Consider the following 25,122-nt stretch of genomic DNA (forward strand, 5'->3'; position numbering starts at 1 on the left):
CGGACTAGCTAATCATCAAGCCGTCCCGGCCCGAGCGGCTAACTTCAGGAGGAAGCACCATGGAAGCATCCACTTCACGCGTCGCCTTGATCACCGGAGCAGGCAGGGGAATTGGGCGGGCCATCGCCGAAAGGCTGGCTGAGGACGGCAACGACATCATTGTCGCCGACATCCCCGGGGCTCAGGAGAACATCGATGCGGTGGTTGCCGCCGTCGAACAGCGCGGCCGCCGCGCTGTGGGCGTTACGGGGGACGTCTCCAATCCCGAGGACATCGAGCGCATGATCCAGGAAGGAACTGACGCTCTGGGCGACTTGAGCGTGTTCATTGCCAACGCGGGCATCGCCCAGGTCGAAGAGATCCTCGATGTCAAGCCGGAGGCCCTTGACAGGATGATCGATGTGAACCTCAAAGGCGTCTTCTACTCCTACCAATCGGCCGCACGGCGCTTTATCGCGCAGGGCACTAGCGGAAAGATCATTGCCGCAGCGTCCATCGTTGCTTTCCGGCCGTTTCCGGTGTTGGCGTCTTATTCGGCAACCAAGTGGGCGGTGCGTGGGCTGACGCAGGCTGCGGCAATGGAGTTCGCAAAGCACAACATTACTGTCAACGCCTATGCGCCAGGCGTTGTGGGCACGGCTATGTGGGAGCTCATCGATGAGAAGCTCACCGAACGGGATGGAACGCCACGCGGCAGCGCACTCCAGTCGCAGGTGGCAAACATCCTGGCTGGCCGAGTCTCCGAACCCGAAGATGTCGCCAAGTTGGTGTCATACCTTTCAGGACCTGATTCGGATCACATGACAGGTCAGACGGTATTGATCGACGGTGGTATCAACTTCTCTTAGCGCCTCAGGTCTGCACCCATGGTGCCGTGTCATGAACCGGCACCATGGATGCCCAACGCAGGTGAATGGGACTTGCCTAAGTTTTGGGCGCGAACTGGCCCCGCACACTCCGGCGAGCGGGCCGCCGTCGAGCATTCAGAACAAGACTGTCCGGGGAGGTTTCCCTATCCCGCGAAGCCACGCCGGTTAGACTGCACCTCATGGACATCCGCGTAAGTGCTGAGGAAGACTGGCCAGGCATTTTCGAGTTCTACCGCGCGACGATGGCCGAAGGACGTACCTATGCCTTCCCCGAGAACCAGACGCTCGAGGAGGCCAGGCCCTGGTGGATGGAACAGGCACCAGGGCGAACTGTCGTCGCCGTCGACGGGCCGCACATCATCGGCTCGGCAAAAATGGGACCCAACCGGCCCGGCCGCGGCCAACACATCGCCACCGCATCATTCCTGGTCAATCCGGAGCACCGGAGCCACGGCACCGGACGCCGCCTCGGAGAGTATGTCATCAGCTGGGCCCGTAACGAAGGCTACCGTGGCATCCAGTTCAACGCCGTCGTTGAAAGTAATCACCCGGCGGTCCACCTATGGCAATCCCTCGGATTCCGCATCATCGGCACAGTTCCGGGCGCTTTCAATCATCCCGAGGACGGTTTTGTGGGCCTGCATGTGATGTATCTGGACCTCAAGTGAGCTGGCCCTGAACTGAGGTTCCAACTGAGATACCAGCGAGGTACAGCACAAGCCAGAGGTACATAATGAAGCCATGGAAAACTCACCAATAATCATCAGCTTTCCCATCGCTGACCGCCGCACATCTTTTGACTTCTACACGGCAGGACTTGGCCTGAGCCCCATAGGTGAGGCCGCCGAGGACGGCGTCCCGGAACCCTTGCAGTTCCGGGTCAATGACGGGCTGCGACTCATGCTCATTCCCACCGGAGGGTTCGGGTGGGTTGTCGGCAACCGGGAGGTCGCGCCGAGCAGCCAGAGCGAGACCTTTATCAGCATCACAGCAGCCAGCGAGTCCGGCGTCGACGAACTGGTTAAGCAGGCACAACAAGCAGGAGCCACGCTCGTCACGGCACCTGGACAACAGCCTTGGGGTTACGTTGGCGCCTTTGCTGATCCGGATGGGCATGTCTGGCAAGTAACTGCTACGTCGCCGCCGAACTGACGGCCGCCCCGCTACTCAGGCAAACGTGGCGAACCGAATATCTGCTGCAAGGCCCAAGAATTGCCGTCAGGATCACTGAAGTACGCATACCTGACGCCGCCTCCCATATCGCTAATGTCAGAGACGTCTACCCCCTTGCCTCGCAGGGCACCTTGGACGGTCTCAAGGTCATCCACCACCAAATGAAGTCCGTGGACAGGCGCCGCAGTTGGGTCGCTGATGCCCACCCCAACGACTACGGAACATGCTGACCCCGGCGGAGTCATCTGAACAACGCGCATACCGTTACCCGGCTCCACATCGTGATCGAGTATGAATCCCACCTGGTCGAGATAGAAGGCTTTGCTTCGATCAACATCAGTGGTGGGTAGCGGGACCAATTCCAACCGCATTTCCATGGGGACTCCTTCTTCTGGCTGCGTTTACGCCATCACGGCAGGCCTGCGGCCCGACTTTCGCACATGCTACTTAGGAGCATGTCAGCAGATGCCCCCGAACGCCAGCACTTCCCCGCCGTGCTCGCGTCACGGGCCGCATTTGTGGGACAGTAAAACCATGCCCTCGTCTTCGCGCAAGCCCCCGTCCGGCACTACTGCCAAGCAGCAATCGAGCGCCCCTGCCAACTCCGCCGCAACACCACCGCGGGCGCGGGCGCTGCTTGGACACGTCATGCGCGTGGCCGATGCCCTCCATACCATTCGCGGACGCATTGCCACCTCAACCGGCGCGGTCCCCACCGTGATGGCCTACCCCGGCTACGGCAGCACCAGTTGGGTGCGCGTGCTGGCCCGGGTGGTGCTGATGCGCACCTCCGGGGACAGCACCGCAGGCACTGTGCGCGGCTGGCGAGCCTTCATGAGCGTGCCCGTTCGCAGCAGCACCGTTGAGGTAGAGCTCGACGGCGTGGCTCACCTGGTGCAGGCCGATGCCGGTGGGCTAGTGGATGTGGTGCTGGAATGCTCCCTGACACCGGGATGGCACACCATCACCCTGCGAAGTGCCGGTGCTGAACCCGCGCAGGCTCGCGTTCAGATCGTCGATCCGGATGCCCGTTTCGGCATCGTCTCTGATATTGACGACACCGTCATGGTCACTGCTTTACCCCGGCCGCTCTTGGCGCTCTGGAACACGTTGGTTCTCAGTGAGCGCGCACGGACACCCACTCCGGGCATGGCCGTCATGCTGGACCGGGTCATGGCGCAGAACCCCGGCGCTCCCATCCTGTATTTATCCACCGGCGCCTGGAACGTGGCCCCGGCGCTGGCCCGCTTCCTGGCCCGGAACTTGTACCCCGACGGTGTGCTGTTACTCACCGATTGGGGCCCTACACGCCAGCATTGGTTCCGCAGCGGGCCACAACACAAACTCGGCAATTTGGCGCGCCTGGCCAAGGAATTCCCAAGCGTCAAGTGGCTGCTGATCGGCGACGACGGCCAGCATGATCCCGCCATTTATGCCGAGTTCGCCCGGACTCATCCACAGCAAACAGCGGCTGTTGCCATCCGCCAACTGTCCCCCAGCGAGGCGCTGCTGGCCGGTGGGCACACCCATGAGGACAGTGCCGCGTTCCATCACGGCGATGTACCGTGGGTTTCGGCGCCGGATGGGGCAGGCCTTGCAGAGCAACTCGCAGAGCTGGGAATGCTCTAGAAGCTGCTGTCCGCCTAACCACAGGCTACTATTCTGTTCAGATCTAGATTCGCTCAGCTAAGTGGGGACGAAAATGACCGAGAATAACTCTTCGCAGGACAAGCGCGCCGCCGTTGTCATTAACCCTGTCAAGTCTCCGGATGATGAGTTCAAGACGAACTTTTTCCAGCTGTGCGCTGATGCGGGCTGGGCCGAACCGTTGTGGCTGGAAACCACTGAGGAAGACCCGGGCGCCGGTCAGGCGAGGCAGGCGCTTGAGGCAGGGGTCGACGTCGTTATTGCAGCAGGCGGCGACGGCACCGTCCGCACGGTGGCCTCAGTCCTGGTCGGCACTGACACCGCCATGGGCTTGATGCCGCTGGGCACAGGTAATTTGCTGGCCCGCAACTTGGGGATGGACGTCACCGATCCGCTCAATGCGGCCAAAAGTGTCTTGTCCGGATCCGAAACGAAAATTGACGTGGTCAAGGCCGTTCTTGACCACGGAAAACAGGAACAGCTCTTTCTGGTCGCCGCAGGGGTGGGTTACGACGCTGCCATCATGGGTGATACCAACGATGATCTCAAGGACCGGGTGGGCTGGTTGGCCTATGTTGAAGCCGGCATCCGCAAGCTTCCAGGCAAGCCCGTAGGCGCCACCATCACCATTGAGGGGAACCACCCCGTCCACCGAAAAGTGCGCAGCGTGATGGTGGGTAATTGCGGAAAGCTGATGGGCGATGTTCAAATCTTCCCCGACGCCCTGTACACCGACGGCATCTTGGACCTGTTGGTCCTCGCCCCGCGCGGCCGCTTTGGCTGGTTGAGCGTGGTGGCCGGCGTCTTTGGCAAGGGCAGCAAGCGGAACAAGTCAGTTCAGAGTTACTCGGGCAAATCCGCTGTCATTGAACTGGCTAGTCCGCAGGAATTCCAGGTCGACGGCGATCACCTGGGCGAGGTGAGCCATCTCAAGGTCAGCGTGGAGCCACTGGCGCTGATCATCAGAATGACGGCCGCGGCAAAGTAAACCAGCTAGCCAAAGTAAGCAAACTAGCCAAGTCGAAGAAGTAAGCCCACAGGAGGGAGCGATCCTATGAGTTGGCAGCAAAAGTTCATTGTGGAGGAGAGAAAAGTTGCTGCTTCCACGCGGCGGCGCCTGTACCGCAGCTCGCTAGTGCTGATGGTGGTGGGGCTGGTACTTTTTGGGCTGCTCGTTGTCAGTGTCATGACCCAGAGCGGGTTGCAGCGCTTCGATCAGCCGGTGGCAGACTGGTTTCTCGCGCTGCGGAGCGATGGGCTCACGGCCATCATGAGCGTGTTGGCAGTGGCGTTCGGCCCCACTGCATTGCCCATCATTGTCCTGGTGGTCCTTGTGGCCTGGACGCTGCTGGCAAAACATGCTTGGCGGCCCATCTTGCTGGCAGGCGGGATGATCACTGGCGTGGTTTTGGCCAAGGTGATCGCCCCACTGGTCCAGCATCCGCGGCCGCCAGTGGATCTCATGCTCATGGGGGCCGACAGCTCCTACTCCTTTCCCTCCGGCCATGTTCTGGGCACAGCGGATTTCCTGCTCATACTGGCTTTTCTGATTGCTAGCCGCCGTCAAAATCAGGCCCTGACGGTGCTGTTGTTCAGCCTTGCCGCCGTGGTCATTCTGGCGCAGGTGGCCAGCCGGCTGTACCTGGGCTATCACTGGATCACTGACACGGCGGCATCCATTTCACTATCCCTTGTCATCCTAGGAGCCATCATGGCCATCGATACACACAGGACGGTCCGCGTCCACGGGGAACTCATCCGCGGCGAGAAGTCCCAACCCCAGGTGGATGGAACATGAGTGCCGCGAACGAGGCTCATCAGGCTGTCAGCAAAGCCGGAAACAGCCGGGCGCTGACCATCATGGCAAGGCTCGGCTTCGCGGCCAGTGGTCTGATGCATTTGCTGATGGGCTACCTCGCCATAAGGATCGCGAACCACCAGGGTGGGGAATCGGACCAGTCGGGAGCCTTCGCGCAGATGGTGAAGCTGCCCGGCGGCATGATCCTGTTGTGGGTCACAGTGGTGGGCCTGACGGCCCTGGCGCTGTGGCTTCTGGCTCAGGCCGCGCTGGGCATAGGGTCTTCGTCCAAAAAGCGTTGGGTTCGCAGTGCCATTTCGCTCGGCAAGGGTGTGGCCTATGCCGCACTGGCGTCGACGGCGCTCTCGCTGGCCCTGCGCCACCCATCTGATTCTTCCGAGAGTGCGCAGCAAGCCAGCGGGACAATTCTTTCTCTTCCGGGCGGGCAGGCGCTGCTCATCGCTGTTGGTGTTCTCACGGCTGGCATTGGCGGGTACTTCATTTACAAGGGCGCCCGAAAGAAGTTCCATGAGGACATCGTGCTGCCGTCAGGTCATGCCAAGAGGGCCGTGGATGCGCTGGCGATGACCGGATACATTGCCAAGGGCATCGCTATTGTGACGTTGGGCGTGCTGTTCATCGTTGCCGCCGTGCAGGTGGACCCCAAGGATGCTGCGGGCCTGGATGGCGCATTGAAAGCCCTCGTCGCGCTGCCGTTCGGGGAGGCCATCTTGATCGTGATCGGCGTGGGGCTCATTGCCTACGGACTCTACAGTTTTGCCCGCGCCCGCCTGGCGCGCCTCTAAGTCAGCTCGCAAACCTCGACGCCGGAGAATTTGCTGCTGAGATGCGCGGTCAGTGCATTCTTGCTCTGGTGGAGCAAGGAAAAGGTAGCTGATACTGACGCACTTCGGCCGGATGCTGCCGTTCGGTGGGTACCTTGCTGAGGCCCTAGCGCGCCCGCCCTACGATTCCGACCACAACTGAGGCAGATGCAGATAGTGGGGCATGCGCTCCCGGAATGTGTCCGGCGCCAACTCGGACGCGCCTGCTGGCAGGGAGCCCAGCAATGGCACGCGGAGGGAGTTGAGGTAGCGGAGGTTTCCACGCTCAAGGTCTGTGGGCGATTCCGGCCATGAGCCAATGACCAATCCGGCCGCAGGAAGTCCGCGGCGATCCAAGGCTTCAAGCGTCAATTCAGTGTGATTCAAGGTCCCCAAACCACTCCGGCAGACCACAATAGTGAGGACCCGAGCCAGTTCCTTCACACGTCCTGCAAGATCCGCGAGTGTGTGAGCTCGTTCATCCATTTCCACCAGCAGCCCACCGGCACCCTCAACAAGGACAATGCCGTGGGTCTCTAGCACCTCGCTGATGTTGTTCACGTGCTGGGTCACGGACGGCAGTATCCGTCTCTCTAGTTCTGCTGCGGCAACCGGGGCCATGGGCACCGCCAGCCGGATACCCTCGGTCACGCTCCAGATTCCGCTGAGTCGGCGCACCTCGTCCATGTCTCCGGCTTCCTCGCCAGTGACGCCTGTTTGGGTGGGTTTGTAAGCGGCCACGGTGGCTCCAGCCGCCGCAAGGGAAGCCGCTAGGGCCGCCGTCGTGACAGTTTTTCCAACGCCGGTGTCGGTTCCGGTGACGAAAATGATGGTGGGCTGATTCATTTGTTCCGTCCGGAGACGTTCACGGTGAGCGGCGCTTGGAAGGACAGCAACCGAAGCCAGGCAGGTTCCGGGCCCGTAAGCTCCAGCCCCGGCAGGGCACGCGCGGTTTCCTCCACCACGAGCGTCGCCTCCAGCTCGGCCAATTTGGCACCCAGGCAGCGGTGCAGACCATGACCGAAGGCTAGCGAATACGCAGTCGAGGCCGTATCAGCGGGGTGATGGCCACTGAGCTCCAGCAAAATTTCGGCACCGGCTGGCAGGTCGATTCCGCCGAGCGTGGTGTCCCGGGCAACGGCCCGCCGCCACGTATGCACGGAAGATTCGGTTGCCAGAACCTTACGGACGTGCGCGGCGGCCGCAACGGGTTCCGCCAATTCAGCCCACGCCGGGGCGCCAGGACTCTGCGCTTTTTCGATCCCTCGATACAGTGCCGTGCTGATCAACAAGGAGGTGGTTTCTTGGCCGGCAATGACCAGGAAATACCCCAAGGAACAAACCTCGGCCTGGCTCAGACCAGCAGCGTGCAGCACCCCGAAGAGGGAATCCGTCCCACGCGCGGCTTCTGCTTCTCCTCGAAGCCAGCAATAAAATTCTGCGGCACTGTGCGCCAGATGAAGTTGTCTCTCTGCGTCTGGCCAACCCCAGAATAGCTCCAGAGAATCCCGGCTCCAGCGTTTCAGTAGGGACAGCTCGGGCAGCGGCAGGCCGGTCAGCTCTGCCATGATGATAGGCGGGATGTGCATGGCGATCGATTCAGCCAGGTCCACGACGCTACTGCCCGGGACATCGCGGCTCACGGAGCCGCGGTCAAGCGCCTCGGCTGTCACCTTCAGCCGCTCCACGCTCAGTGCACGGACGTGCTCAGTTATGCCCATCACCTTGGCGGGGGTGAAAAACTTCCCGACCATAGTCCGGACGGAGCGGTGTTTCTCCCCCGTGGCGGACGCCAGCACCGGAGGAAGTGCGAACCTCGCCCTGGCCAGAATGCGCAGCGTACCCGGCGCCATTTCCACCACTGAGGTCAAGGCGTTGGTGGGCACAAAGTCCTCTGTGCGCCGCATGGCTTCCTTGACCAATTGCGGATTGCTAATGCTCGTCAGGTTCAAAACCGGGCTCCTTGGTGGGACGGGTATGTGTTGAATGCTCGGAGGTATTGGCGAATCCACGCCACCCCACCAGCTCAGCGAGCTGTTCAGTGGCACGCCGCAGTTGCTCCGGCGTGAGAGTGGCCCGGGAGGTGAGCCTGATCCGGGATATGCCGTCAGGCACGCTGGGCGGACGGAAGCACGCAACATGAATCCCGCGCACCCGCAGCTTCTCAGTCACCTCAGCGGCACGAGCGGCTGATTCCATGGGAATCGATTGCACGGCTCCGGCCGCCACAGGCACACCACAGCTTCGGGCCAGAATGGATGCGTTGGCACAGACGCGGTCTGCCAGTTCAGGTTCAGCCAGCACAATCCGTGCCGCTTCTGCGGCGCCGGCAGCCGCAGCCGGTGCCAGTGCGGTATCGAAAATGAAGGTCCGGGCCGAGTTGACCAGATGCTCACGCAGCGCGGGCGAGCCCAGAACGGCACCCCCCTGGGATCCGAGTGACTTGGATAGCGTGGCGGTGACAGCAACGTGCGGCGCACCCGCCAAGCCCGCCGCGTGAACGGCGCCTCTCCCGCCACCGAGCACACCTAGGCTGTGGGCCTCATCGACCAGCAAAAGGGCATCGCTTTCAGCACACATCTGCGCTAGTGAGCGCAGATTGGCCACATCACCCAGCACCGAATACACGGATTCAACCAGCACGACGGCTCTCGGCTGGGTGCGCTGCTGCAGTGCCGCGCGGATTGCGGTGAGGCAATTGTGGGGCACGCTGACTGCCGGCGAGCGTGAGAGTCGAACGGCATCGATGAGAGATGCGTGGACGTGGGCGTCATGGACCATTAGCGTTCCCGGCCCGCCAAGTGCTGTTACAACACCAAGGTTTGCTGTGTAGCCGCTGGAGAATGCGAGCGCAGCCCGTTGCCCGGTTAAGGCTCTCAGCTGCTCCTCGAGTTTCACATGTGCCGGGGTGGTCCCGCAGACGACACGCGAGGCCCGGGCCCCGGCCCCGTACTCCTGTAACGCCGCCGTCGACGCAGCAATGACGCGTGAATCTGCGGACAGGCCCAGGTAGTCATTGGAGGCGAGGTCAATGATCTCCCCAGCGGTCCCGCCCTCCGGGCTATCCGGATCTCCTGAGCTTTCCGGACTATCCGGATCTCCTGAGCTTTCCGGGCTGGCCGGCCACAGCCGGATCGAGTCCGTGCGCACAATGCCGCGCTGCCGGCGAACCTCGTCGCGTGAGGCCAGCCAGGCCTCCATTGCGGTGGTTGCACCCTCCGTGACACCCATAGTTGCTGGCGCGGACACGCGGTGAGGTGTCCGCGCCATCAGCCGTGCACCTGTGCGATGGCCGCGGCAATGCCCTCGCCAATGGCGGCAACATCCGCCGGCACAGTGATGTAGGGCGGCATCGTATAGACCAGATTGCGAAAGGGCCGCACCCAGACACCGTGTTCCAGCGCAGCACGGGTCACTGCAGGGACATCCACGGCTTCAGCAAGCTCAACGACGCCGATGGCGCCAAGGACCCGCACATCCCGCACGGATCCCAGGTTGGCGGCCGGCGCCAGCGCCGTGGCGAGGATCTGGCCGATCCGTCGCACGTTGCTCTGCCACTCTGATGACAACAACAGGTCCATGGATGCGCAGGCCACGGCACACGCTAATGGATTGGCCATGTATGTGGGTCCATGCAGAAGCGCACGCAGCGGAGAATCAGTGACGGTGCGTGCCACTTGCGCGGAGCACAGCATGGCCGCCAGCGTCAGGTAGCCGCCACTCAGTGCCTTGCCCACGCACATAATGTCCGGCACCACACCTGCCCACTCCGAGGCAAAGAGCTTGCCGGTCCGGCCAAAACCTGTCGCAATTTCATCCACGATCAGCAGCAGTCCGTGATCGTCGGCCACGCGGCGTGCGGCGGCAAGACACTGTGGTGCGTAGAAGTGCATGCCGCCCGCGCCCTGCACCACAGGTTCGAGAATAATGGCGGCCAGCTCCTCCCGATGGAGCGCAACGGTTTCCTCCAACACCCCGATCCAGGCTGCGACGTCCGCCGGATCGGCTACGAGTTCCCCACCCACGAGCCGGGCCGCAGGTGGTCGCGGCAGAAAATGGTGCTTAGCCACTAGCGACGGGAACGCCGCGTGCATGCCGTCGACGGGATCGCACACGCTCATGGCCGCGAAAGTGTCACCGTGATAGCCGCCACGCAACGCTAAAAACTGTGTGCGCTTAGGGCGGCCGAGGCCCAATTGGTACTGAATGGCGAGCTTGAGAGCCACTTCAACAGACACCGAGCCCGAGTCCGCAAAGAACACATGATCCAGACCGTCCGGGGTCATGGCGGTGAGCCGTTCGGCCAGTTCCACGGCGGGCTGGTGGGTGAGCCCGCCGAACATGACGTGGCTGAACTTCCCCGCCTGCTCCTGCAATGCTTGGTCCAGTACCGGGTTGCGGTAGCCGTGGATCATGGACCACCATGAGCTCATGGCATCGATAGCCTCGAATTCACGACCATCGGCGGCACCAAGGCTTAGCCTTACCCCGGCGGCAGCGTGGACGGCGTACGGCGCGTCTTCTTCCAGTGAGGCATAGGGGTGCCATAGCAGTCCCCTGTCCCGAGCAATGAGTGCACGTCCCCCCAGATCCGCACCAGGCACAACGTTCATAGTGGTTGCTGCGGCCCTCGCCGCAGCATCAAGCATTAGGGGCCACGGCCGTCCCGGCCCCACGCCGGCGGATGGTGACGGGACGGATCGCGGAGGGTCCGGCGCCGTCCCGGGCTCGGTGGGCCGAGTCCTTGCCGGCCGAGTCCTTGCCGGCCGATTTCTGCTGCTGAGAGGGCTCGGAACCCAGCACAACAAAGCCATTATCCGCGATCATGGCAAGGTCATCGTCCCCGGACTGGCCTTCACTCGTGAGGTAGTCGCCCAGGAAGAGTGAGTTGGCTACGTGCAGGGCTAGTGGTTGGAGCGTGCGTAGATGCATTTCGCGACCGCCAGCCAAGCGTAGTTCCGTGTCGGGGCAGGCGAAACGAACCAGGGCCAGGATGCGCAGGCATTGGGTGGGGGTGAGCAGCCAGGTGTCTTCCAGCGGGGTGCCGTCGAAGGGCATGAGGAAGTTGACAGGGATGGAATCGCTGCCCAAGTCGCGGAGGGCAAAGACGGCGTCGATGAGATCATTGTTGCTCTCCCCCATGCCCACGATCAGGCCCGAACACGGTGACAGGCCGGCTTCCTTGGCATATTCCACTGTCTGCACACGCTCGGCGAAGGTGTGAGTGGAGCAGATCTCGGCGTAGTTTTCTTCGCTGGTGTTGAGATTGTGATTGTACGCATCAGCCCCTGAGGCCGCGAGGCGCTGGGCTTGGCCTTCCTTCAAGATACCGAGACAGGCACACACCTCCACGGCAGGATATTGCTCTTTGAGGTTACCCACCATCCCGGCTACGCGGTCCACGTCGCGGTCGCTGGGCCCCTTGCCGCTGGCGACCAGGCACACCCGCGAGGCGCCAGCGCGGATACCGTTGGCGGCCTGGGCTACGGCCTCTTCTGGTTTGAGCCAGGTGTATTTCAGGATCTGGGCGGCCGATCCGAGGCGCTGGGAGCAGTAGGTGCAGTCCTCAGGGCAGAGACCGGATTTGAGGTTGACCAGGTAGTTGACCTTGACCGTGTTGGCGAAGTGGGCCCGTCGTAGCCGGGCGGCGGCCGCGACCAGATCGAGCAGCTGATCATCAGCGGATTCAAGGATGGCGAGTGCTTCCTCGCGGGTCAGGGTGGCGCCGTCGAGTTGGCGACTGGCTAAGTCTGCAAAGTAATTGAACACTGTTCAATAGTGAGGTGAGCTGTGGACATTGTCAATCAGAGGCTCCGTTGATGGGGGAAGATGGAGGGGTGCCTCAATGGCATGGGGAACTGGGAAGGGTAGGCCAAGATGGCGTTAACGCGTGAGGCAATCGTGGAGACAGCCATGGGAATCCTGCGTGACTACGGCCTCGCGGACTTGTCGATGCGGCGCCTGGCTCGCGATCTTGGCGTGCAGCCCGGCGCTCTGTACTGGCATGTGAAAAACAAGCAGGAATTACTCACAGTGCTCGCCGGACTGATCCTGACACCCGTGGCGATTCAGGCTCCAGATAGCCTTCGTGAGCTAGCGGTGCGTGTTCGGGAAACGCTGCTGACGGTTCGGGACAGCGCCGAGGTGGTTGCCTTGGCACACGCCCTGGATCCACTGTCCACGACCCCGCTGCAGCTTTTCGGCGTACTACTGGAAGGCGAAAAGCTGCCCGCGGATCAAGCCGAATGGGCCGCAGAAGCGCTGGTTTCCTACGTTTTGGGTTCAGTCACTGACGAACAGACCCGTTCCGGATTGATAAGCGCCGGCCTGCTGGCGACCACCGATCGGGATGCTGGCCAAATCTTCACCTTCGGACTGGATCTCATGCTGAACGGCCTGGCTACACAGCCCACGCACCATGCAAGCTGAACCGTAACCGGCCCGACGTCAACAAAGCCGTAAGCTCATGGTTTCCTCGAGGCCGGCAGCTCTGACAACCGCACGGACTACCACCAAGGGCTTGCCGAGAGCCCATGGGCTGGCGTGGTAGCTTTGCTCTTGGACACTGCACGGGGTGCCGCATTGCGGCTGAGAGCTAGACCCGTCGAACCTGATCTCGATAATCCGAGCGAAGGGATGCCGGTCCGATATCTAGTACGAGAGCGCCTTTTCGGCGCATGTCTCGCTCTTTTGTGCATCCTTTCGCTCTTCTGAAAGGTGCACACATGCTCATCAAAGACCAGATAGTTCTCATCACCGGCGCTGGACGCGGACTCGGTGTGGACATAGCACGCTCCTTCGCCCGTGAAGGCGCCCGGATGGCGTTGAACTACCGCAACAGCGAATCCGCCGCCCATCAGCTGGCCGCAGAATTCGGGCCGGAAAGGGCCATTGCGCTGCGTGCTGACGTTACCGCGTTCGATGAAGTAACAGCGATGGTCAGCGCCGCCGCCGAGCACTTCGGTGCACCGCTCACCACCCTAATCAACAATGCCTTGCCGGACTTTTCCTTCAATGGCGACGGAAGATCCAAAGTCGATGAGATTGGCTTCGAGGCATTCCATACCCAGTTCTCCGGTGTTGTTGGCGGGGCACTGAACACCATCCAAGCCGTACTGCCGGGCCTCAGGGAAGCCGGCTTCGGCACCATTGTGAACATCGGCACCAACCTCTTTCAGAATCCCGTGGTCCCCTACCACGACTACACTGCGGCCAAAGCTGCCCTCTTGGCACTGACACGGACGTTCGCGGCCGATCTGGGACCGGAAAATATCCGCGTCAACATGGTTTCCGGCGGGCTGTTGCGCAGCACTGACGCTTCTTCGGCTACCCCCGCCAGCGTCTTTGACGTGATCGCTGCTGGGACTCCGCTGCGCAAGGTCACTACTCCCGCCGAATTTGCCGATGCCGCCTTATTCTTCGCATCTCCATGGTCGCGGGCGGTGACGGGACAAAATCTTGTGGTCGACGGCGGACTGGTGATGAACTAGCAGGCGGGGAAAGATCGTGAACACTGCAAGACAAATGCACATCAACGCCTTCGTCTTTGGTGCTGGACACCACACCATGGGCTGGCGGCACCCGGACTCTAGCGCCGACCGCGTTGGCGACATCGCTTACTTCGAGGAGCTGGCCCAACTGGCCGAAAGCGGCTGTCTTGACGCCGTCTTCTTCGCGGATGGGCATAGCATCAACCGGCAGTATTCAGCCGGTGTGCCGGGGCTTCTTGAACCGATTACGGCGTTGAGTGCCATGGCCCGCGCCACGCACCACATCGGGCTGGTCACCACCGTTTCTTCCAGTTTTTATACGCCGTTCCATGCCGCCCGGATGCTGGCCTCGCTCGATCACATCAGCGGCGGCCGGGCGGGGGCCAACATCGTCACATCCATGTTTGATGCCGAAGCCCAGAATCACGGAATGGCTGCACTGCCACCTCATGCCGAGCGCTATGAGCGTGCCGATGAATTTGTCCACGTGATTACTCGGCTGTGGGATTCATGGTCCGACAACGCGCTTCCGCGGGATCGGGAGACCGGAACGTTTATCGATCCCGAGCACATTCGCCCGATCCACCACGAGGGCAAGTATTTCTCCGTGGCGGGTCCCCTAAATGTTCCGCGGTCACCGCAAGGCAGCCCCGTGCTCTTTCAGGCCGGCTCCTCCGAATCAGGCCGGGAGTTTGCTGCCCGTTGCGCCGAGGCCATCTACTCCGTCTCATGGGACAAGGACTCTGCGCTCGAGTTCGCCGCCGATATGCACCGGCGGCTGGCAAGCGCTGGCCGCAGCGAACCCGCAGTTCCTATCCTCCCCGGCTTGGTCAGCTATATCGGGGCCACCCACACCGAGGCGTTGGAGAAGAAACGGGCCCTGGATGCTTTTCTGGACATTGACGCGGCCATCGCCCAACTCAACATTTTCACCGGCCAGGAATACACCAACCATGGACTTGAGGAGCCGGTCATTGCGTTGCCAGCTGCTAAATTGTTCACGGGTCCGCAGGGGCGTTACCTGACGGTGCAGCGCATCATTGAGACGAAGCACCCAACGCTGCGTGAACTGCTGGGATTTCTGGCTGCTGGCGGTGGCCATGCCACGATGATTGGCACACCCACCGAGGTAGCGGATGAAGTCCAGGACTGGTTTGAGTCCGGGGCTTGCGACGGTTTCAACCTCATGTGTCCCGCTTATCCTGAATCGCTGACGGATTTCGTGGAACTCGTGGTGCCCATCTTGCAGCAGCGCGGCCTGTTCCGAACCGCTTATCCGGGCAGCACCTTGCGTGAAAGTTTGGGCTTACCGCGGCCAGCTGTAAGGAATTTTCCCGCGCACACGAGGTAGCCGCGCGCCTCGCTAAGGGGGCCTCCCCTTTCTTAAGGTTCGACGCCGGGAGCCCACCTTTCGCACGAAAGGTGGGCTCCCGGCGTCGAACCTTAAGAGGGGTACGGGAAGGGTCAGAGGGTGGCTGACTCGAGTTCCGTGGCTCCCTTGGGGGAACGTGACTTGGCGGCGTTGGTCAGCAGGGAGGCGAGCGTGACCACTAACAGGACCAGGATCATGGCCCCGCGCAGGCCAAATTCCTCGCCCAGGAATCCGAGCAAGGGCGGGCCCACCAGGAAGGCGACATATCCGGCGGTGGCTACGGCGGCCACGGAGGAGGTGGGGTCCTCGCTCTCGGCCGCGGCCGACAAGGTGACCGGGAAGCCCAGGGCTGCACCCACACCCCAGAGCAGCACGGCGGCGCCGGCGATGATGGGGTTATCGGAGAAGACCACGAGCGCAATGCCCGCAGCGGAGACCAGTGTGCTGGCACGTAGAACGGTGGCATTGCCGAACCGCTTCAGCAAGGGGGCACCCATGAATCGGCCCAGAGTCATGGCTGCCGCGAATCCGGCGAAGACCACGGAGCCGAGCGTGGGCGTGAGGCCGTGGCCGTCCACCATGAGTAGTGGCAGCCAGTCCATGGCGGATCCTTCGGCGAGCGCCAGGGCGAGGATAATCAGTCCAAGCATGAGGATGCGTGGTTCGCGCCAGGCGTCCAGCCAGGATGAGCGTGGTTGCTGTTTATTTTCGGTGGTCTCGCCGCGTGCTAGGCGGGGGACGCGGCCGGTATCAGCTGAGATGAATCGGGTCACGGAGCCCAGCACGCAGGCGCCAAGCAGGGCTACCAGCACCAGTTGCCAGGTGACGGAGAAGTTAATGTAGGTCAGGAGGATGCCCACCACCGCGCCAATCACGGTTCCTAAGCTAAAGCAGCCGTGGAGGGCGGGCATGACCGATTTCCCGGAGAGTGTTTCCAGTGCCGCGCCTTCAATGTTGATGGCGATTTCCGAGACCCCGATCCCGAAGCCCACCAGTGCTAGTCCCGCGAAAACCCCGGAAACGTTGGACATTCCCGCGAAGATGCCGATCATGGCGATGCCGGTAATGAAACTGGATCCACCCACAATTGCGGTGAAGCGTACCCCGTGGCGGCGCACCACGGAGGCTGAGGAAAGCACACCGGTCATGGAGCCTACGGAGAGGCCCAACAACACCAGACCCATCTCGGCCGTGGAGGCTGCCAGCAGATCGCGCACGGCGGGGGTCCGGACCACCCACGATGACATGCCGATGCCGAACATCAACATGAAAGCGAAAATGGCAAGACGGCGCCGGGAGAAATCCGAGGGGGTGGTGGTCATGGCTACAATCCTATGTGCTCGGGCGGGTACGGGGCGTGGCATGACGTCGGCAGGCAGGCCCTCACACTGCGTCGAGCATCACTGGATCCCATGCATGCAAAGTCCGCCGAAGACTGAGAAGATTTAAGGGCAGCTTTTACTAATGGAGACCCCGTGAACACCTTGATCCAAAAATTCTTTGCCCTCTTTTCCGCTCGCAAGCCGTTGCCAGCAGAGGCGAACGAGCCTCGCATCGCTCTGAGTGGCATGCCACTGGCCAGCCCTGAATACTTGCGCGAATTTGCCCACCGCATTGGCCTTGAAGTGGACGATCTCTCCCCTGCGGAGCAGACCGAGTTGAAGGCTCGCCTGGATCGATCCATGGACTTCAGGGAGGAAAACTATGCCTTCCTGTACCACGAGGTGTACCAGCTGGGACATGGATATTCGCTGGAGGACGCCACTCTCGTCAGCGCCCAGGTCAATGAAATCGCTGCTAACTCAGCCGCTAGGGCCTTCCTGGATTACCGCGAAAACGCCGTTGCTGCCGAAGCCTTGATGGCCGCCGGTTCTCTCCTCAAGGAGGAGGGCGATTTTGCCGCGGCAGAACGCTTGTTCATGCTGGCTGACGCTCGCCGTCATCGCAGTTCACTGTTGGAGGCCAACTTGGCGGGCACCGCCACCACGGATTCTCGTGACGCCGAGCCCGAGCAGGCCAAAACCGAAGCCCTCACCATTGTCGCTATCGAAGCCGACAACGCTACCAACGGCGCTACCAACGGCGAGGAGCAAGCCCCTGAGACGGAGAATTCAGGGCTTCAAGGGCTCATGCGTCCTCCTGCTACAGAGAAGAAGATCGCTAAATAATCCACGGGCCATGGGCTCCTGCCCTAGGTTGGATGGGCCTCTGACCCAGCGGCACCCGCGGTGCGTTTTTATGCTCTCGCAGGTGCCGTGAAGAGGTCAAGTGTTTCAAAGGCTTTTTGGACGATGAGCTCGATGCTTTCTTCTGCGCACTTCCGCTCTACGTAGGCCTTCATCACGGAGAATTTATCGAGGACTGGCGGCAGCGCACGTAAGTTCCTTGATAGGGGTTGCCCGAAGTGATCCCAGTGAACCGGCACGATGCGCGATGGACTCGTGGGGGTGACGACGTGGCGCCAGTAGTCATCTCGGAACTGCTCAGATTGCGCCCCGAGAATGCCAACGCCGAGGTAGAGCACGTCTACGTCGAGGCCGTTGAACTTGTTGGGCACGAAGTTGGCGCTCGGGTGTATGAGTACTGTTCCGGCGGGGTGGGTGATGTGGAATGAGTAGCAGTTGCCATCGCGATAATTGCTGGCTTTGCTCGGAGTTGCCAGGGGCTTATCGATCGTTCCTGGATACCTATTCCCGGGGCTATGGATTCCTTCGAGAACTCGAACTGTGAAGTCACCAAAACTGAACTGCCCGCCGTCGTCAATGACACGCATGCGCTCCTCAGCCAGATTCGCTCCTCGCCCTACATTCAGGCTCGATTCCGAGCCGTGGAGGGTTCCGCCAAGTTGTTTGACGACTTCCGGGGAATCCATCACGTGGTCATAGTGCGAGTGAGCAACGAATAATGCATCGAGCGCACTTACCCCGCCTCGGGCAAGGATTTCTTGGATACGTCGGGGATTGGGCGCAACCCTTCCTAGGAGTACTCGAACCAGCGGGGGCCGGGTGAGGAATCCGTCGATCATGATGTGTGAGCTTCCGTCGGTAAGATACACCGTGGAGGTTCCAAAGAAGGTAGCCCGCACTCCGGGAGAGATGTCAGTCATGGGCGCACCACAGCGGCCTTTCGTGTTGGGAATTGGGAAATTGTCAGAGCTGGCGGGCAATCGAGCGGCCCACAGTTCGGCCCGTAAAGATACAACCGCCTAGGAAGGTTCCCTCGAGCGCGTTATACCCGTGGGCGCCTCCGCCACCGAACCCTGCAGCTTCGCCTGCCGCGTACAAGCCATGAATAGGCGATCCGTCCTTCGCGAACGCTTGCCCGTTCAAATCCGTCTGGATCCCGCCCAGGGTCTTTCGCGTGATGACGTGAAGTTTCACCGCGATCAAGGGACCATGCGCCGGATCAAGGATTTTATGTGGCTTAGCCACACGGAACAGCTTGTCTCCCAAATAGCGGCGGGCGTTGTGGATGCCCATCACCTGGGTGTCTTTCGAATACGAGTTAGTCATTTCCGCGTCTCGCTGCACGATCTGGCGTTCGATGTCCTCATAGTTCAGGATTGGGTCATCGGTGATCCTATTCATGCCAGCGACCAGGTCACGGAGGTTCTGCGCTACGACGAAGTCCGCACCGTGCTTCTTGAAGGCTTCCACAGGCGGTGTGGCGTTGCCACCGAGCCGGCTTTTCAGCATCAGTTTCAGGTCCCGGTCCGTAATATCGGGGTTCTGCTCGGATCCGGAGAGAGCGAACTCCTTCTTAATGATGTCTTGGGTCAAAATAAACCAGGAATAGTCGTACTTCTGAATGTCTGGGGTTTTCCGGAGCATCGTGAGGGTTCCGATGGTGTCGTATCCGGGAAGTCCGGGTGAGGGCAGGCGCCGGCCGAGGGCGTCGAACCACATCGAGGAAGGCCCGGGGAGGATGCGGATGCCGTGACTTGGCCAGATCGGGTCCCAATTTTGAACGCCTTCGGTGTAGTGCCACATGCGGTCGCGGTTAACGAGCCGCACGCCAGCGTCGTCGGCGATGTCCAGCATCCGTCCGTCGACGTGCTTAGGCACCCCAGTGATCATCGTCTTCGGGGGTGTGCCCAGGCGCTCGGGCCACCACTTGCGTACCTGTTCGTGGTTGCCGCCGATCCCACCCGAGGCAATCACCACAGCTTGTGCAGTCAGCTGGAATTCCCCGATCTTCTCCCGGTTTGAGGTCACCCCACGCTTCGCGGAGTCAGGCGCCAGTCTTGTCCCGTGCACACCGGTTACCGTGTTGCCGTCCATGATGAGACCGTCGACCTGATGTCGGTAGTAGAAGGTGACGAGGTTACTTTCGGCAGCCTCACGTGCTTTATCGGCGAAGGGTTCAGAGATGCCGGTGCCCGTTCCCCACGGGACGTGAAAGCGTGGAACGGAGTTACCGTGGCCGCCAGCCTTGCCGTCGCCGCGTTCGGCCCACCCGACCAACGGCGTGAATTTGACGCCTTGCTCTTGTAGCCATCGTCGCTTTTCACCTGCGGCGAACTCTACGTAGGCCCTCCCCCATTTCTTGGCCCACTCATCCTGAGGCAGGTCCCCGGTGAGTCGATCCCAGCCCGCACTTCCCTGCCAGTCCTGCCACGCAAGCTCGAAGGAGTCCTTCACTCCGTAGCGTCGCTGCATGGGGGTGTCCACCAGGAATATGCCACCGAAAGACCAGAAGGCTTGGCCACCGAGGTTCGCGGAGTTCTCCTGATCAACGATCGCTACCCGCTTGCCGGCACGGACAAGTTCGTTCGAGGCAACGAGGCCGGCCAACCCTCCGCCGACAATGATGACATCAGCATCCATCTTAATTCTCACTTTCCCTATCTCACCTTGATCCGGCGGCGCTGTGTCTTCGGCAGACCACGCGTGACCAGCAGCAACTACAATTTAGATACACCCTGTACTAAAATCAGACTGTATCGCAATGGATTGACGAAGGAAAGAGTTATGACCGTTAGGAATCAAGTCGCGCGTGTGCCTCGCAAGCGCAGCGAAACGCGCCCGAGAATCCTCTCTGCCGCGCGTCAGCTCATGACCGAACGCGGTCTGGACAGAGTCAGTATCGAAGCGATCGCTGAGCATGCCGGCTACACCCGTGGGGCGTTCTACTCCAACTTCGCTTCTATGGATGAGCTTTTGCTCGCACTCTACGAGCAACATTCCGACGAGCTCATTTCGGAGTTGCGGTCCAGCACAAATGACGTTTCTCAGCCCGGGGTCTTCGAAAACTTGGAAGCCGCCGTCGCCCATGTGGTCTGCGCGCTTCCCTTCGATGTTCAATGGTTCCGCATCCGCACCAACCTCGCTGCGCAAGCCTCCCGGGATCCTAAGCTCTCACTGCTCTATCTCGAACGCGAAAGCGCACTTCGGGAGCAACTCACCCCGAGGCTCATGGAGGTCATCAACGCCTTCGGCTGTGAATTGACGGTGGACCCGGATACCTTTACCCGGGCTCTGGTCGCCGCCCACGATGGCGCCCTCGCCAACAGCTTCGCCGACACCGAGCCCAGAGGCATCCGCGTTGTTGTGTGTACTGCAGTGGTCCTCGGACTCACCCGCCCCGCGGCCGCGAGTCCTCAGCCGCGTAAGTAATAAGTCACTTCGGAACCGTTCGTGCCATGGACGAGGGGTTCTGGGGCTGAGGGTTCCGGGACAGAGTGTTCTGGCCCCTCCCCCACCGAGCGACGAGCCTGCAGACTTCTAGCCAAACGTGAACTGGCTGCCGCACCGTCTTCGGTGTGGCAGCCAGCTTCAGTGTGGGTTGCTGAGTCAGTGACCGGTATCGGTTGCGGCCTTCTTGGCCGCTTTCTCAGCGTCCTTCTGGGCACGGACTGCTTCCGCCTCGTCGTGCTCCACAGCCTTCTCCTGGTGAATGACCTCCGCCAACAGCTTTTCCATTTCCTTGGCTACACCGGCAGCGGAGGCGGGGTTCTGGCCTGTCACCAAACGGTCAGCCACCTCCACCTTCTCCTCGAAGACGTCCGCAAAGACGTGCGTGGCGCCCAGTTCCGCAAGTCTGTCAGCCAGGAAGAACGGGATGACTTTGTCCTTTCCTGCGGCAATTTCCTCATCGTTGGTAAAAGCCGCCACCTTGCGGCCATTGACGAGGTGGATGCCGTTGGCCAATTTGACGTTCACCAGGCCGGCAGGCCCGTGGCAGACCGCGCCCACCACACCGCCGGCACTGTAGACGTTGGCTACTAGGTTCTGCAGGCCTTCGCTGTCAGGGAAGTCCCACATGGAGCCGTGGCCTCCCACGAGGTAGACGGCGTCGTACTGTTCGGGATCTACGACGTCGACGGAGGCCGTGTTGTAGAGACCTGCACGCGTGGTCTCATCTTCTGTGAAGGCAACTTGGATGGGATCTGTCGTGTCCACCTCGTCACGGGGAGGTTGTCCGCCCTTGATGGACGCAAAATCAACGAAATGCCCGGAATCCTTGAAGACTTTCCAGGGATGCGCAGCCTCAGCCACGTTGTAACCGGTCTTCTCGCCTGTATCGCCGATCTCGGAAACGCTGGTCAATACCATGAGGATTTTCTTCATGAGATGCTCCTTTCGTCCACTTTCAACCCTAGATGAGTAAGACCAAGCTGTCCTGTTTGGACAAAAAACTTCTGGAGCCTGCGGTCGCAAAATCCTTGCTGTCACAGCCAACGAGGGCCCATATGATCCTTTTAGCGGAATCGACTACACACCATCTCGATTCTCGCAACCCTGAGTTGCATGGCGGGTGCGGGGCATCGAGCCTCACGAGGGTTGGCGATGCAGTTCCGTGGTTCCACCCGCCGTAGCGAGGACGCCGATCAGGAACTCCACGAGTTTCCCGCTCGCTTCCGCAAGCGTGCCGTCGTTGACGATCTCCAGATCGGCCGGCTGGTCCGGCGCCGGGTCGGGGCGAGCCATGCGGGACGCTGCGGCATTCTGATCCTCGCGACCGCGGGCGATGATGCGGGCCAGGCGGACCTCATCCGAAACCGATACACGCACAACGTGCACGTTCGCGAACAGGCCGGGCAAGTACTTCAGAACCCCTCGCGAGAGGTTCGCCACGACCACGTGTCCCGCGTCGACGGCGCCGAACACGTGGGCCGGGATACCGTAGCCCAAGCCGTGAGCTCGCCACGTCAACGCGAACTCGCCGCGGTCCTTGGCCTCCTCGAATTCGCCCTCGCTCACCGGCTGATGATCTTCCCCTGCACCTGAAGGCCGGGTGATCTGGCGTTGCGGAAAGATGATGCCGCCGCGTTCTGCGACGGCAAGGCGCGCATGGTCAATGATCGAATCCTTCCCCGATCCGCTCGGCCCAACAATGGCCACGAAGGCGCCACTCACGCGACCCTCTTTCCCTCGCGCCACACGCCACGCACGATCGGCAGGGACGATCCGAGTGGGTATTGCTCCGTCGGGGCACCCTCATATGTCTGGACACGAACGACGTCGGCCCTCTTGCCGGGCGCGATGACGCCGCGATCGTCAAGCCCTGCTGCACGCGCAGGATTGCCGCTCACCAGCGCAGCCCCCTGAGGCAAGGTAATGTCCCCGCTGCTGAACAACAGAAAAACTGCGTGGAGTGGACTGGACGGCACATAATCGCTGGAGAGGATGTCGAGCAACCCCAAACGCAGCAACTCAGCGGCGGCGACGTTGCCGGAGTGCGAACCTCCACGGACAATATTTGGCGCACCCATGACGATGAGTTGACCTGCCGCCCGGGCAGCGTGAGCAGCCAGGATGGTCGTGGGGAATTCCGAGATGCGCACACCATCTGCCGTCGATTCATCAATGTGCGCCTGGGTAGCGTCGTCATGCGCGGCGATCGTGATACCTCGTTCGTGGGCGCGCCCCGCCATCTTGCGACGGTTACTATCGGAGAATTTCGCCGAAAGTAGCCGCATCTCACTGACATGGTCCCCGAACTGCAGCTCGGTCATATTGTGCTTGCCGACCATATAGGTCCGGAACGACTCGATGTCTGCATACTGACGTTGCCCCGGCGTGTGATCCATGAGCGAGACCATCCGCACCCGTTCATGCCCGCCCACCTCATCAAACACGTCAACGACGTCCGATGTCGCCACCTCGCACCGCAGATGCACGTAATGGTCGGCACGCAGCAGGCCCGCCTCGGCCGCGCTGATGACGGCGTTCACCAGTGTGCGGGCGTTACCGCTGATCAGGTTCTCCCCCGGACCACTGCCGATGCGCATCGCGTCCAGCACCGTCGTCATACCCGAAGCTGCCATCTGCGCGTCGTGCGCGATCACGGCCTGGATCGGATCCCAAAACCGCTTAGGCCGGGGCTGGTAGTGCGATTCGACCTGGTCCGTGTGCAGTTCGACGAGACCGGGCAGCAGGTAATCCGCCCCCATGTCCTCGCCCGGCACACCATCAAGGGAAAGGTGCGGGTCAGGTGAGATCTCCTCGATCAGGCCGTTCTCGATGCGCACGGATCCATGGAGGACCTCGTTTTCCAGAACGATACGGGCATTATGAAGAATGAGGGACATCAGTGGTCTCCAAAGCGGTGTGGGCGGCAAAAGGGTGAACGGACAGGATCTCGAAGGCAGCGCCGGGCTTGGGCTCGACGCTGATCGCGATCGCGGTGAGCGGCACATCGACGCCGGATACGCCGTCGAAATGGTCCTTGATGGCAACGTCAATCTCGGCCGTGCGCTCCAGCGGAACGTCGCCGGTGAGCGTGAAGTGGAAAAGGAACTTATCGAGCACATAGGGATAGCCCCAATGCTCAAAGAGTTCCCTCTCGCGCCGCTCCATGAGCTCAGGACGACGACGGCGGATGTCACCTTCGTTGAGTGGGGCCCGGAAGCCCTCGAACTCCCGCAGGGCATCGGCGGCGAGCGCAGCCAGGCCCTCCGGGTCTCTGCCGGGGACTAAGGCCCGGAAATTCCCCATCGCTGTGGGCGCTGGAGCGGGAATCACTACTGGTCCGCGCGCTGCAGCGAACGCATCGGCAGCCGCACACAGCTGTGTTTCCGTTCGGCCAGCGGCTAAGTGGAAGGGCGCTTTCAGTGTGGCGTGGAATCCGTAGCGCTGAGCATCCATTGTGAGGTCGCCGAACTCCGGGCGGCCGTACCAGTCATCGACAGCGGTCCGGAGCAAAATCGCCTCGGCAGCTTCTTCCGCATTGATTCCGGGGACTGCGTAGACGGCATATCGTTTCACGCGGCGGCCCGTTCGTGCGCCGCCGTGAACGACTGCACGTCGATCGTTATATCGGCCACGGCCTCGCGGACATCGGCGTCGTGGAAGATGGCAAGCATCCCGGTCCCGCGAGCCAGACTCTCACGGATTAGCTCAACGACGACGCCACGGTTTCTGGCATCGAGTGAGGCGGTGGGCTCATCGAGCAGCAGCAGCGGGCGTTCGAGAATGAATCCGCGGGCGATGTTGACGCGTTGCTGCTCACCGCCGGAAAAGGTCGCTGGCGGCAGCTTCCAGAGTCGGGTGGGGATGCTCAGCCTGGCGAGGAGCTCTCCGGCCCGTTCGCGAGCCGTTTCTCGATCAATGCCGCGTTCGATCAGTGGCTCGGCGACGACATCTAGCGCTGGCACGCGGGGAACCGCACGCAGGAACTGACTGACGTACCCCAAGGTGTTCCGCCGTGCCGCGAGCACCTGCCGCGGTTGCGCCGTGACGAGGTCCAGAACGGTTTCTTGGTGCCGGAGCAAGATGCGGCCCGAGTCTGTGCCGTAGCTGCCATAAATCATTTTCATCACGGTGCTCTTGCCTGCCCCCGATTCGCCACCGAGCACAACACAGGCCCCTCGCGGCACATCAAAGGTTAGCCCCTGCAGAACAGGAAGCTGTTGTGATTCTTGAAGGTGCAGGGTGAATGTTTTGCCGACGTTCTGCACGGACAACACGGCAGTTTCAGGCAGGTCATTGTTTACGTTGTTGCTCAT

General features: G+C 61.5%; 26 protein-coding genes and 1 riboswitch. Of the genes, 12 read left to right on the forward strand and 14 right to left on the reverse strand.

What is annotated here, in order from left to right; genetic code table 11:
- Positions 1-59 precede the first annotated feature (59 nt).
- From AS189_RS18170 to AS189_RS18180, 3 genes are all read left to right on the forward strand, one after another.
- On the forward strand, positions 60-848 hold the full coding sequence (locus AS189_RS18170; RefSeq protein WP_062292149.1) for an SDR family NAD(P)-dependent oxidoreductase: 789 nt from the start codon (positions 60-62) through the stop codon (positions 846-848).
- Between the two features lie 200 nt (positions 849-1,048).
- On the forward strand, positions 1,049-1,537 hold the full coding sequence (locus AS189_RS18175) for a GNAT family N-acetyltransferase (RefSeq protein ID WP_062292152.1): 489 nt from the start codon (positions 1,049-1,051) through the stop codon (positions 1,535-1,537).
- Positions 1,538-1,610: 73 nt separating this feature from the next.
- Entirely contained in the window at positions 1,611-2,021 is a 411-nt protein-coding gene (locus AS189_RS18180; RefSeq protein ID WP_062292155.1) for a VOC family protein, read from the forward strand.
- 11 nt (positions 2,022-2,032) lie between these two features.
- Here the strand turns inward: AS189_RS18180 and AS189_RS18185 are convergent, their stop codons facing one another.
- Complete coding sequence (locus tag AS189_RS18185) at positions 2,033-2,419, reverse strand: VOC family protein (RefSeq protein ID WP_062292156.1); 387 nt, start codon at positions 2,417-2,419, stop codon at positions 2,033-2,035.
- Between the two features lie 157 nt (positions 2,420-2,576).
- On the opposite strand from AS189_RS18185, the gene AS189_RS18190 reads away from it, so the two are divergent.
- The 4 genes from AS189_RS18190 (at position 2,577) to AS189_RS18205 (ending at position 6,293) form a co-directional block, all read left to right on the forward strand.
- On the forward strand, positions 2,577-3,671 hold the full coding sequence (locus AS189_RS18190) for an App1 family protein (RefSeq protein WP_082634580.1): 1,095 nt from the start codon (positions 2,577-2,579) through the stop codon (positions 3,669-3,671).
- Between the two features lie 73 nt (positions 3,672-3,744).
- The gene (locus AS189_RS18195) at positions 3,745-4,677 is read left to right on the forward strand and encodes a diacylglycerol/lipid kinase family protein (protein WP_062292164.1); all 933 of its coding nucleotides are present in this window, start codon (positions 3,745-3,747) and stop codon (positions 4,675-4,677) included.
- Positions 4,678-4,743: 66 nt separating this feature from the next.
- Complete coding sequence (locus AS189_RS18200) at positions 4,744-5,487, forward strand: phosphatase PAP2 family protein (protein ID WP_062292166.1); 744 nt, start codon at positions 4,744-4,746, stop codon at positions 5,485-5,487.
- A complete protein-coding gene (locus AS189_RS18205) occupies positions 5,484-6,293 on the forward strand; it encodes a DUF1206 domain-containing protein (protein ID WP_082634429.1) in 810 nt (269 codons plus the stop codon). Before AS189_RS18200 ends, AS189_RS18205 begins: the two co-directional genes overlap by 4 nt.
- 159 nt (positions 6,294-6,452) lie before the next feature.
- On the opposite strand, the gene bioD is transcribed toward AS189_RS18205, so the two are convergent.
- The 5 genes from bioD to bioB are packed head-to-tail and all read right to left on the reverse strand — an operon-like array spanning position 6,453 to position 12,080.
- Positions 6,453-7,157, reverse strand: a complete 705-nt coding sequence (gene bioD, locus AS189_RS18210; protein ID WP_062292169.1) for a dethiobiotin synthase — start codon at positions 7,155-7,157, stop codon at positions 6,453-6,455.
- Positions 7,154-8,263 carry a cytochrome P450 gene (locus AS189_RS18215; RefSeq protein ID WP_062292173.1) on the reverse strand — a complete coding sequence of 370 codons (1,110 nt, stop codon included), beginning with the start codon at positions 8,261-8,263 and terminating at the stop codon, positions 7,154-7,156. The genes bioD and AS189_RS18215 overlap by 4 nt, the downstream gene beginning before the upstream one ends.
- Entirely contained in the window at positions 8,244-9,581 is a 1,338-nt protein-coding gene (locus AS189_RS18220; protein WP_237759920.1) for an 8-amino-7-oxononanoate synthase, read from the reverse strand. The genes AS189_RS18215 and AS189_RS18220 overlap by 20 nt, the downstream gene beginning before the upstream one ends.
- The gene (gene bioA, locus AS189_RS18225) at positions 9,581-10,924 is read right to left on the reverse strand and encodes an adenosylmethionine--8-amino-7-oxononanoate transaminase (protein ID WP_062292176.1); all 1,344 of its coding nucleotides are present in this window, start codon (positions 10,922-10,924) and stop codon (positions 9,581-9,583) included. The genes AS189_RS18220 and bioA overlap by 1 nt, the downstream gene beginning before the upstream one ends.
- Positions 10,925-10,952: 28 nt before the next feature.
- Positions 10,953-12,080 (reverse strand): biotin synthase BioB, encoded by a 1,128-nt coding sequence (gene bioB, locus AS189_RS18230; protein WP_062292179.1) that lies wholly within the window; start codon positions 12,078-12,080, stop codon positions 10,953-10,955.
- Between the two features lie 108 nt (positions 12,081-12,188).
- Here bioB and AS189_RS18235 point away from each other — a divergent pair, with 108 nt between their 5' ends.
- The 3 genes from AS189_RS18235 to AS189_RS18245 all read left to right on the forward strand — a co-directional run bounded on the left by AS189_RS18235 (position 12,189) and on the right by AS189_RS18245 (position 15,152).
- Positions 12,189-12,740, forward strand: coding sequence for a TetR family transcriptional regulator (locus AS189_RS18235; protein ID WP_082634430.1), 552 nt, complete (start codon positions 12,189-12,191; stop codon positions 12,738-12,740).
- 131 nt (positions 12,741-12,871) lie between these two features.
- Positions 12,872-12,965: riboswitch (TPP riboswitch) on the forward strand.
- 71 nt (positions 12,966-13,036) lie between these two features.
- Entirely contained in the window at positions 13,037-13,801 is a 765-nt protein-coding gene (locus AS189_RS18240; RefSeq protein ID WP_062292184.1) for a 3-oxoacyl-ACP reductase, read from the forward strand.
- Positions 13,802-13,817: 16 nt separating this feature from the next.
- Positions 13,818-15,152, forward strand: a complete 1,335-nt coding sequence (locus AS189_RS18245; RefSeq protein ID WP_129587341.1) for an LLM class flavin-dependent oxidoreductase — start codon at positions 13,818-13,820, stop codon at positions 15,150-15,152.
- A gap of 113 nt (positions 15,153-15,265) precedes the next feature.
- Here AS189_RS18245 and AS189_RS18250 read toward each other — a convergent pair whose 3' ends face one another.
- On the reverse strand, positions 15,266-16,495 hold the full coding sequence (locus tag AS189_RS18250; protein ID WP_062292190.1) for an MFS transporter: 1,230 nt from the start codon (positions 16,493-16,495) through the stop codon (positions 15,266-15,268).
- Between the two features lie 153 nt (positions 16,496-16,648).
- Between AS189_RS18250 and AS189_RS18255 the strand changes: the two genes are divergently transcribed.
- The gene (locus AS189_RS18255; RefSeq protein WP_062292193.1) at positions 16,649-17,341 is read left to right on the forward strand and encodes a hypothetical protein; all 693 of its coding nucleotides are present in this window, start codon (positions 16,649-16,651) and stop codon (positions 17,339-17,341) included.
- Positions 17,342-17,409: 68 nt separating this feature from the next.
- Here AS189_RS18255 and AS189_RS18260 read toward each other — a convergent pair whose 3' ends face one another.
- Together AS189_RS18260 and AS189_RS18265 are read right to left on the reverse strand one after the other, a co-directional pair.
- The gene (locus AS189_RS18260; protein ID WP_062292197.1) at positions 17,410-18,279 is read right to left on the reverse strand and encodes an MBL fold metallo-hydrolase; all 870 of its coding nucleotides are present in this window, start codon (positions 18,277-18,279) and stop codon (positions 17,410-17,412) included.
- 43 nt (positions 18,280-18,322) lie between these two features.
- A complete protein-coding gene (locus AS189_RS18265) occupies positions 18,323-19,999 on the reverse strand; it encodes an FAD-binding dehydrogenase (protein ID WP_062292202.1) in 1,677 nt (558 codons plus the stop codon).
- 144 nt (positions 20,000-20,143) lie between these two features.
- Between AS189_RS18265 and AS189_RS18270 the strand changes: the two genes are divergently transcribed.
- Positions 20,144-20,788, forward strand: a complete 645-nt coding sequence (locus AS189_RS18270) for a TetR/AcrR family transcriptional regulator (protein WP_062292205.1) — start codon at positions 20,144-20,146, stop codon at positions 20,786-20,788.
- 177 nt (positions 20,789-20,965) lie between these two features.
- On the opposite strand, the gene AS189_RS18275 is transcribed toward AS189_RS18270, so the two are convergent.
- The 5 genes from AS189_RS18275 to phnL all read right to left on the reverse strand — a co-directional run bounded on the left by AS189_RS18275 (position 20,966) and on the right by phnL (position 25,122).
- Complete coding sequence (locus AS189_RS18275) at positions 20,966-21,742, reverse strand: type 1 glutamine amidotransferase domain-containing protein (RefSeq protein ID WP_062292208.1); 777 nt, start codon at positions 21,740-21,742, stop codon at positions 20,966-20,968.
- Positions 21,743-21,946: 204 nt separating this feature from the next.
- The gene (phnN, locus tag AS189_RS18280) at positions 21,947-22,531 is read right to left on the reverse strand and encodes a phosphonate metabolism protein/1,5-bisphosphokinase (PRPP-forming) PhnN (RefSeq protein ID WP_202814108.1); all 585 of its coding nucleotides are present in this window, start codon (positions 22,529-22,531) and stop codon (positions 21,947-21,949) included.
- Entirely contained in the window at positions 22,528-23,706 is a 1,179-nt protein-coding gene (locus AS189_RS18285) for an alpha-D-ribose 1-methylphosphonate 5-triphosphate diphosphatase (RefSeq protein WP_062292213.1), read from the reverse strand. The genes phnN and AS189_RS18285 overlap by 4 nt, the downstream gene beginning before the upstream one ends.
- A complete protein-coding gene (locus AS189_RS18290) occupies positions 23,687-24,382 on the reverse strand; it encodes a DUF1045 domain-containing protein (RefSeq protein WP_062292216.1) in 696 nt (231 codons plus the stop codon). Before AS189_RS18290 ends, AS189_RS18285 begins: the two co-directional genes overlap by 20 nt.
- Complete coding sequence (gene phnL, locus AS189_RS18295; protein ID WP_062292219.1) at positions 24,379-25,122, reverse strand: phosphonate C-P lyase system protein PhnL; 744 nt, start codon at positions 25,120-25,122, stop codon at positions 24,379-24,381. Before phnL ends, AS189_RS18290 begins: the two co-directional genes overlap by 4 nt.

The organism is Arthrobacter alpinus, assembly GCF_001445575.1.
GTDB classification, from domain to species: domain Bacteria; phylum Actinomycetota; class Actinomycetes; order Actinomycetales; family Micrococcaceae; genus Specibacter; species Specibacter alpinus_C.

What these genes read in the sequence shown, in the direction of transcription:
- AS189_RS18185 (WP_062292156.1), bottom strand. Translation starts at nt 2,419, where the DNA reads ATGGAAATGCGGTTGGAATTGGTCCCGCTACCCACCACTGATGTTGAT.
- AS189_RS18220 (WP_237759920.1), bottom strand. Translation starts at nt 9,581, where the DNA reads ATGGCGCGGACACCTCACCGCGTGTCCGCGCCAGCAACTATGGGTGTC.
- AS189_RS18180 (WP_062292155.1), top strand. Translation starts at nt 1,611, where the DNA reads ATGGAAAACTCACCAATAATCATCAGCTTTCCCATCGCTGACCGCCGC.
- bioA (WP_062292176.1), bottom strand. Translation starts at nt 10,924, where the DNA reads ATGAACGTTGTGCCTGGTGCGGATCTGGGGGGACGTGCACTCATTGCT.
- AS189_RS18205 (WP_082634429.1), top strand. Translation starts at nt 5,484, where the DNA reads ATGAGTGCCGCGAACGAGGCTCATCAGGCTGTCAGCAAAGCCGGAAAC.
- AS189_RS18275 (WP_062292208.1), bottom strand. Translation starts at nt 21,742, where the DNA reads ATGAAGAAAATCCTCATGGTATTGACCAGCGTTTCCGAGATCGGCGAT.
- AS189_RS18190 (WP_082634580.1), top strand. Translation starts at nt 2,577, where the DNA reads ATGCCCTCGTCTTCGCGCAAGCCCCCGTCCGGCACTACTGCCAAGCAG.
- AS189_RS18250 (WP_062292190.1), bottom strand. Translation starts at nt 16,495, where the DNA reads ATGACCACCACCCCCTCGGATTTCTCCCGGCGCCGTCTTGCCATTTTC.
- phnL (WP_062292219.1), bottom strand. Translation starts at nt 25,122, where the DNA reads ATGAGCAACAACGTAAACAATGACCTGCCTGAAACTGCCGTGTTGTCC.
- AS189_RS18285 (WP_062292213.1), bottom strand. Translation starts at nt 23,706, where the DNA reads ATGTCCCTCATTCTTCATAATGCCCGTATCGTTCTGGAAAACGAGGTC.
- AS189_RS18260 (WP_062292197.1), bottom strand. Translation starts at nt 18,279, where the DNA reads ATGACTGACATCTCTCCCGGAGTGCGGGCTACCTTCTTTGGAACCTCC.
- AS189_RS18240 (WP_062292184.1), top strand. Translation starts at nt 13,037, where the DNA reads ATGCTCATCAAAGACCAGATAGTTCTCATCACCGGCGCTGGACGCGGA.
- bioD (WP_062292169.1), bottom strand. Translation starts at nt 7,157, where the DNA reads ATGAATCAGCCCACCATCATTTTCGTCACCGGAACCGACACCGGCGTT.
- AS189_RS18200 (WP_062292166.1), top strand. Translation starts at nt 4,744, where the DNA reads ATGAGTTGGCAGCAAAAGTTCATTGTGGAGGAGAGAAAAGTTGCTGCT.
- AS189_RS18175 (WP_062292152.1), top strand. Translation starts at nt 1,049, where the DNA reads ATGGACATCCGCGTAAGTGCTGAGGAAGACTGGCCAGGCATTTTCGAG.
- AS189_RS18265 (WP_062292202.1), bottom strand. Translation starts at nt 19,999, where the DNA reads ATGGATGCTGATGTCATCATTGTCGGCGGAGGGTTGGCCGGCCTCGTT.
- AS189_RS18170 (WP_062292149.1), top strand. Translation starts at nt 60, where the DNA reads ATGGAAGCATCCACTTCACGCGTCGCCTTGATCACCGGAGCAGGCAGG.
- AS189_RS18235 (WP_082634430.1), top strand. Translation starts at nt 12,189, where the DNA reads ATGGCGTTAACGCGTGAGGCAATCGTGGAGACAGCCATGGGAATCCTG.
- AS189_RS18195 (WP_062292164.1), top strand. Translation starts at nt 3,745, where the DNA reads ATGACCGAGAATAACTCTTCGCAGGACAAGCGCGCCGCCGTTGTCATT.
- AS189_RS18270 (WP_062292205.1), top strand. Translation starts at nt 20,144, where the DNA reads ATGACCGTTAGGAATCAAGTCGCGCGTGTGCCTCGCAAGCGCAGCGAA.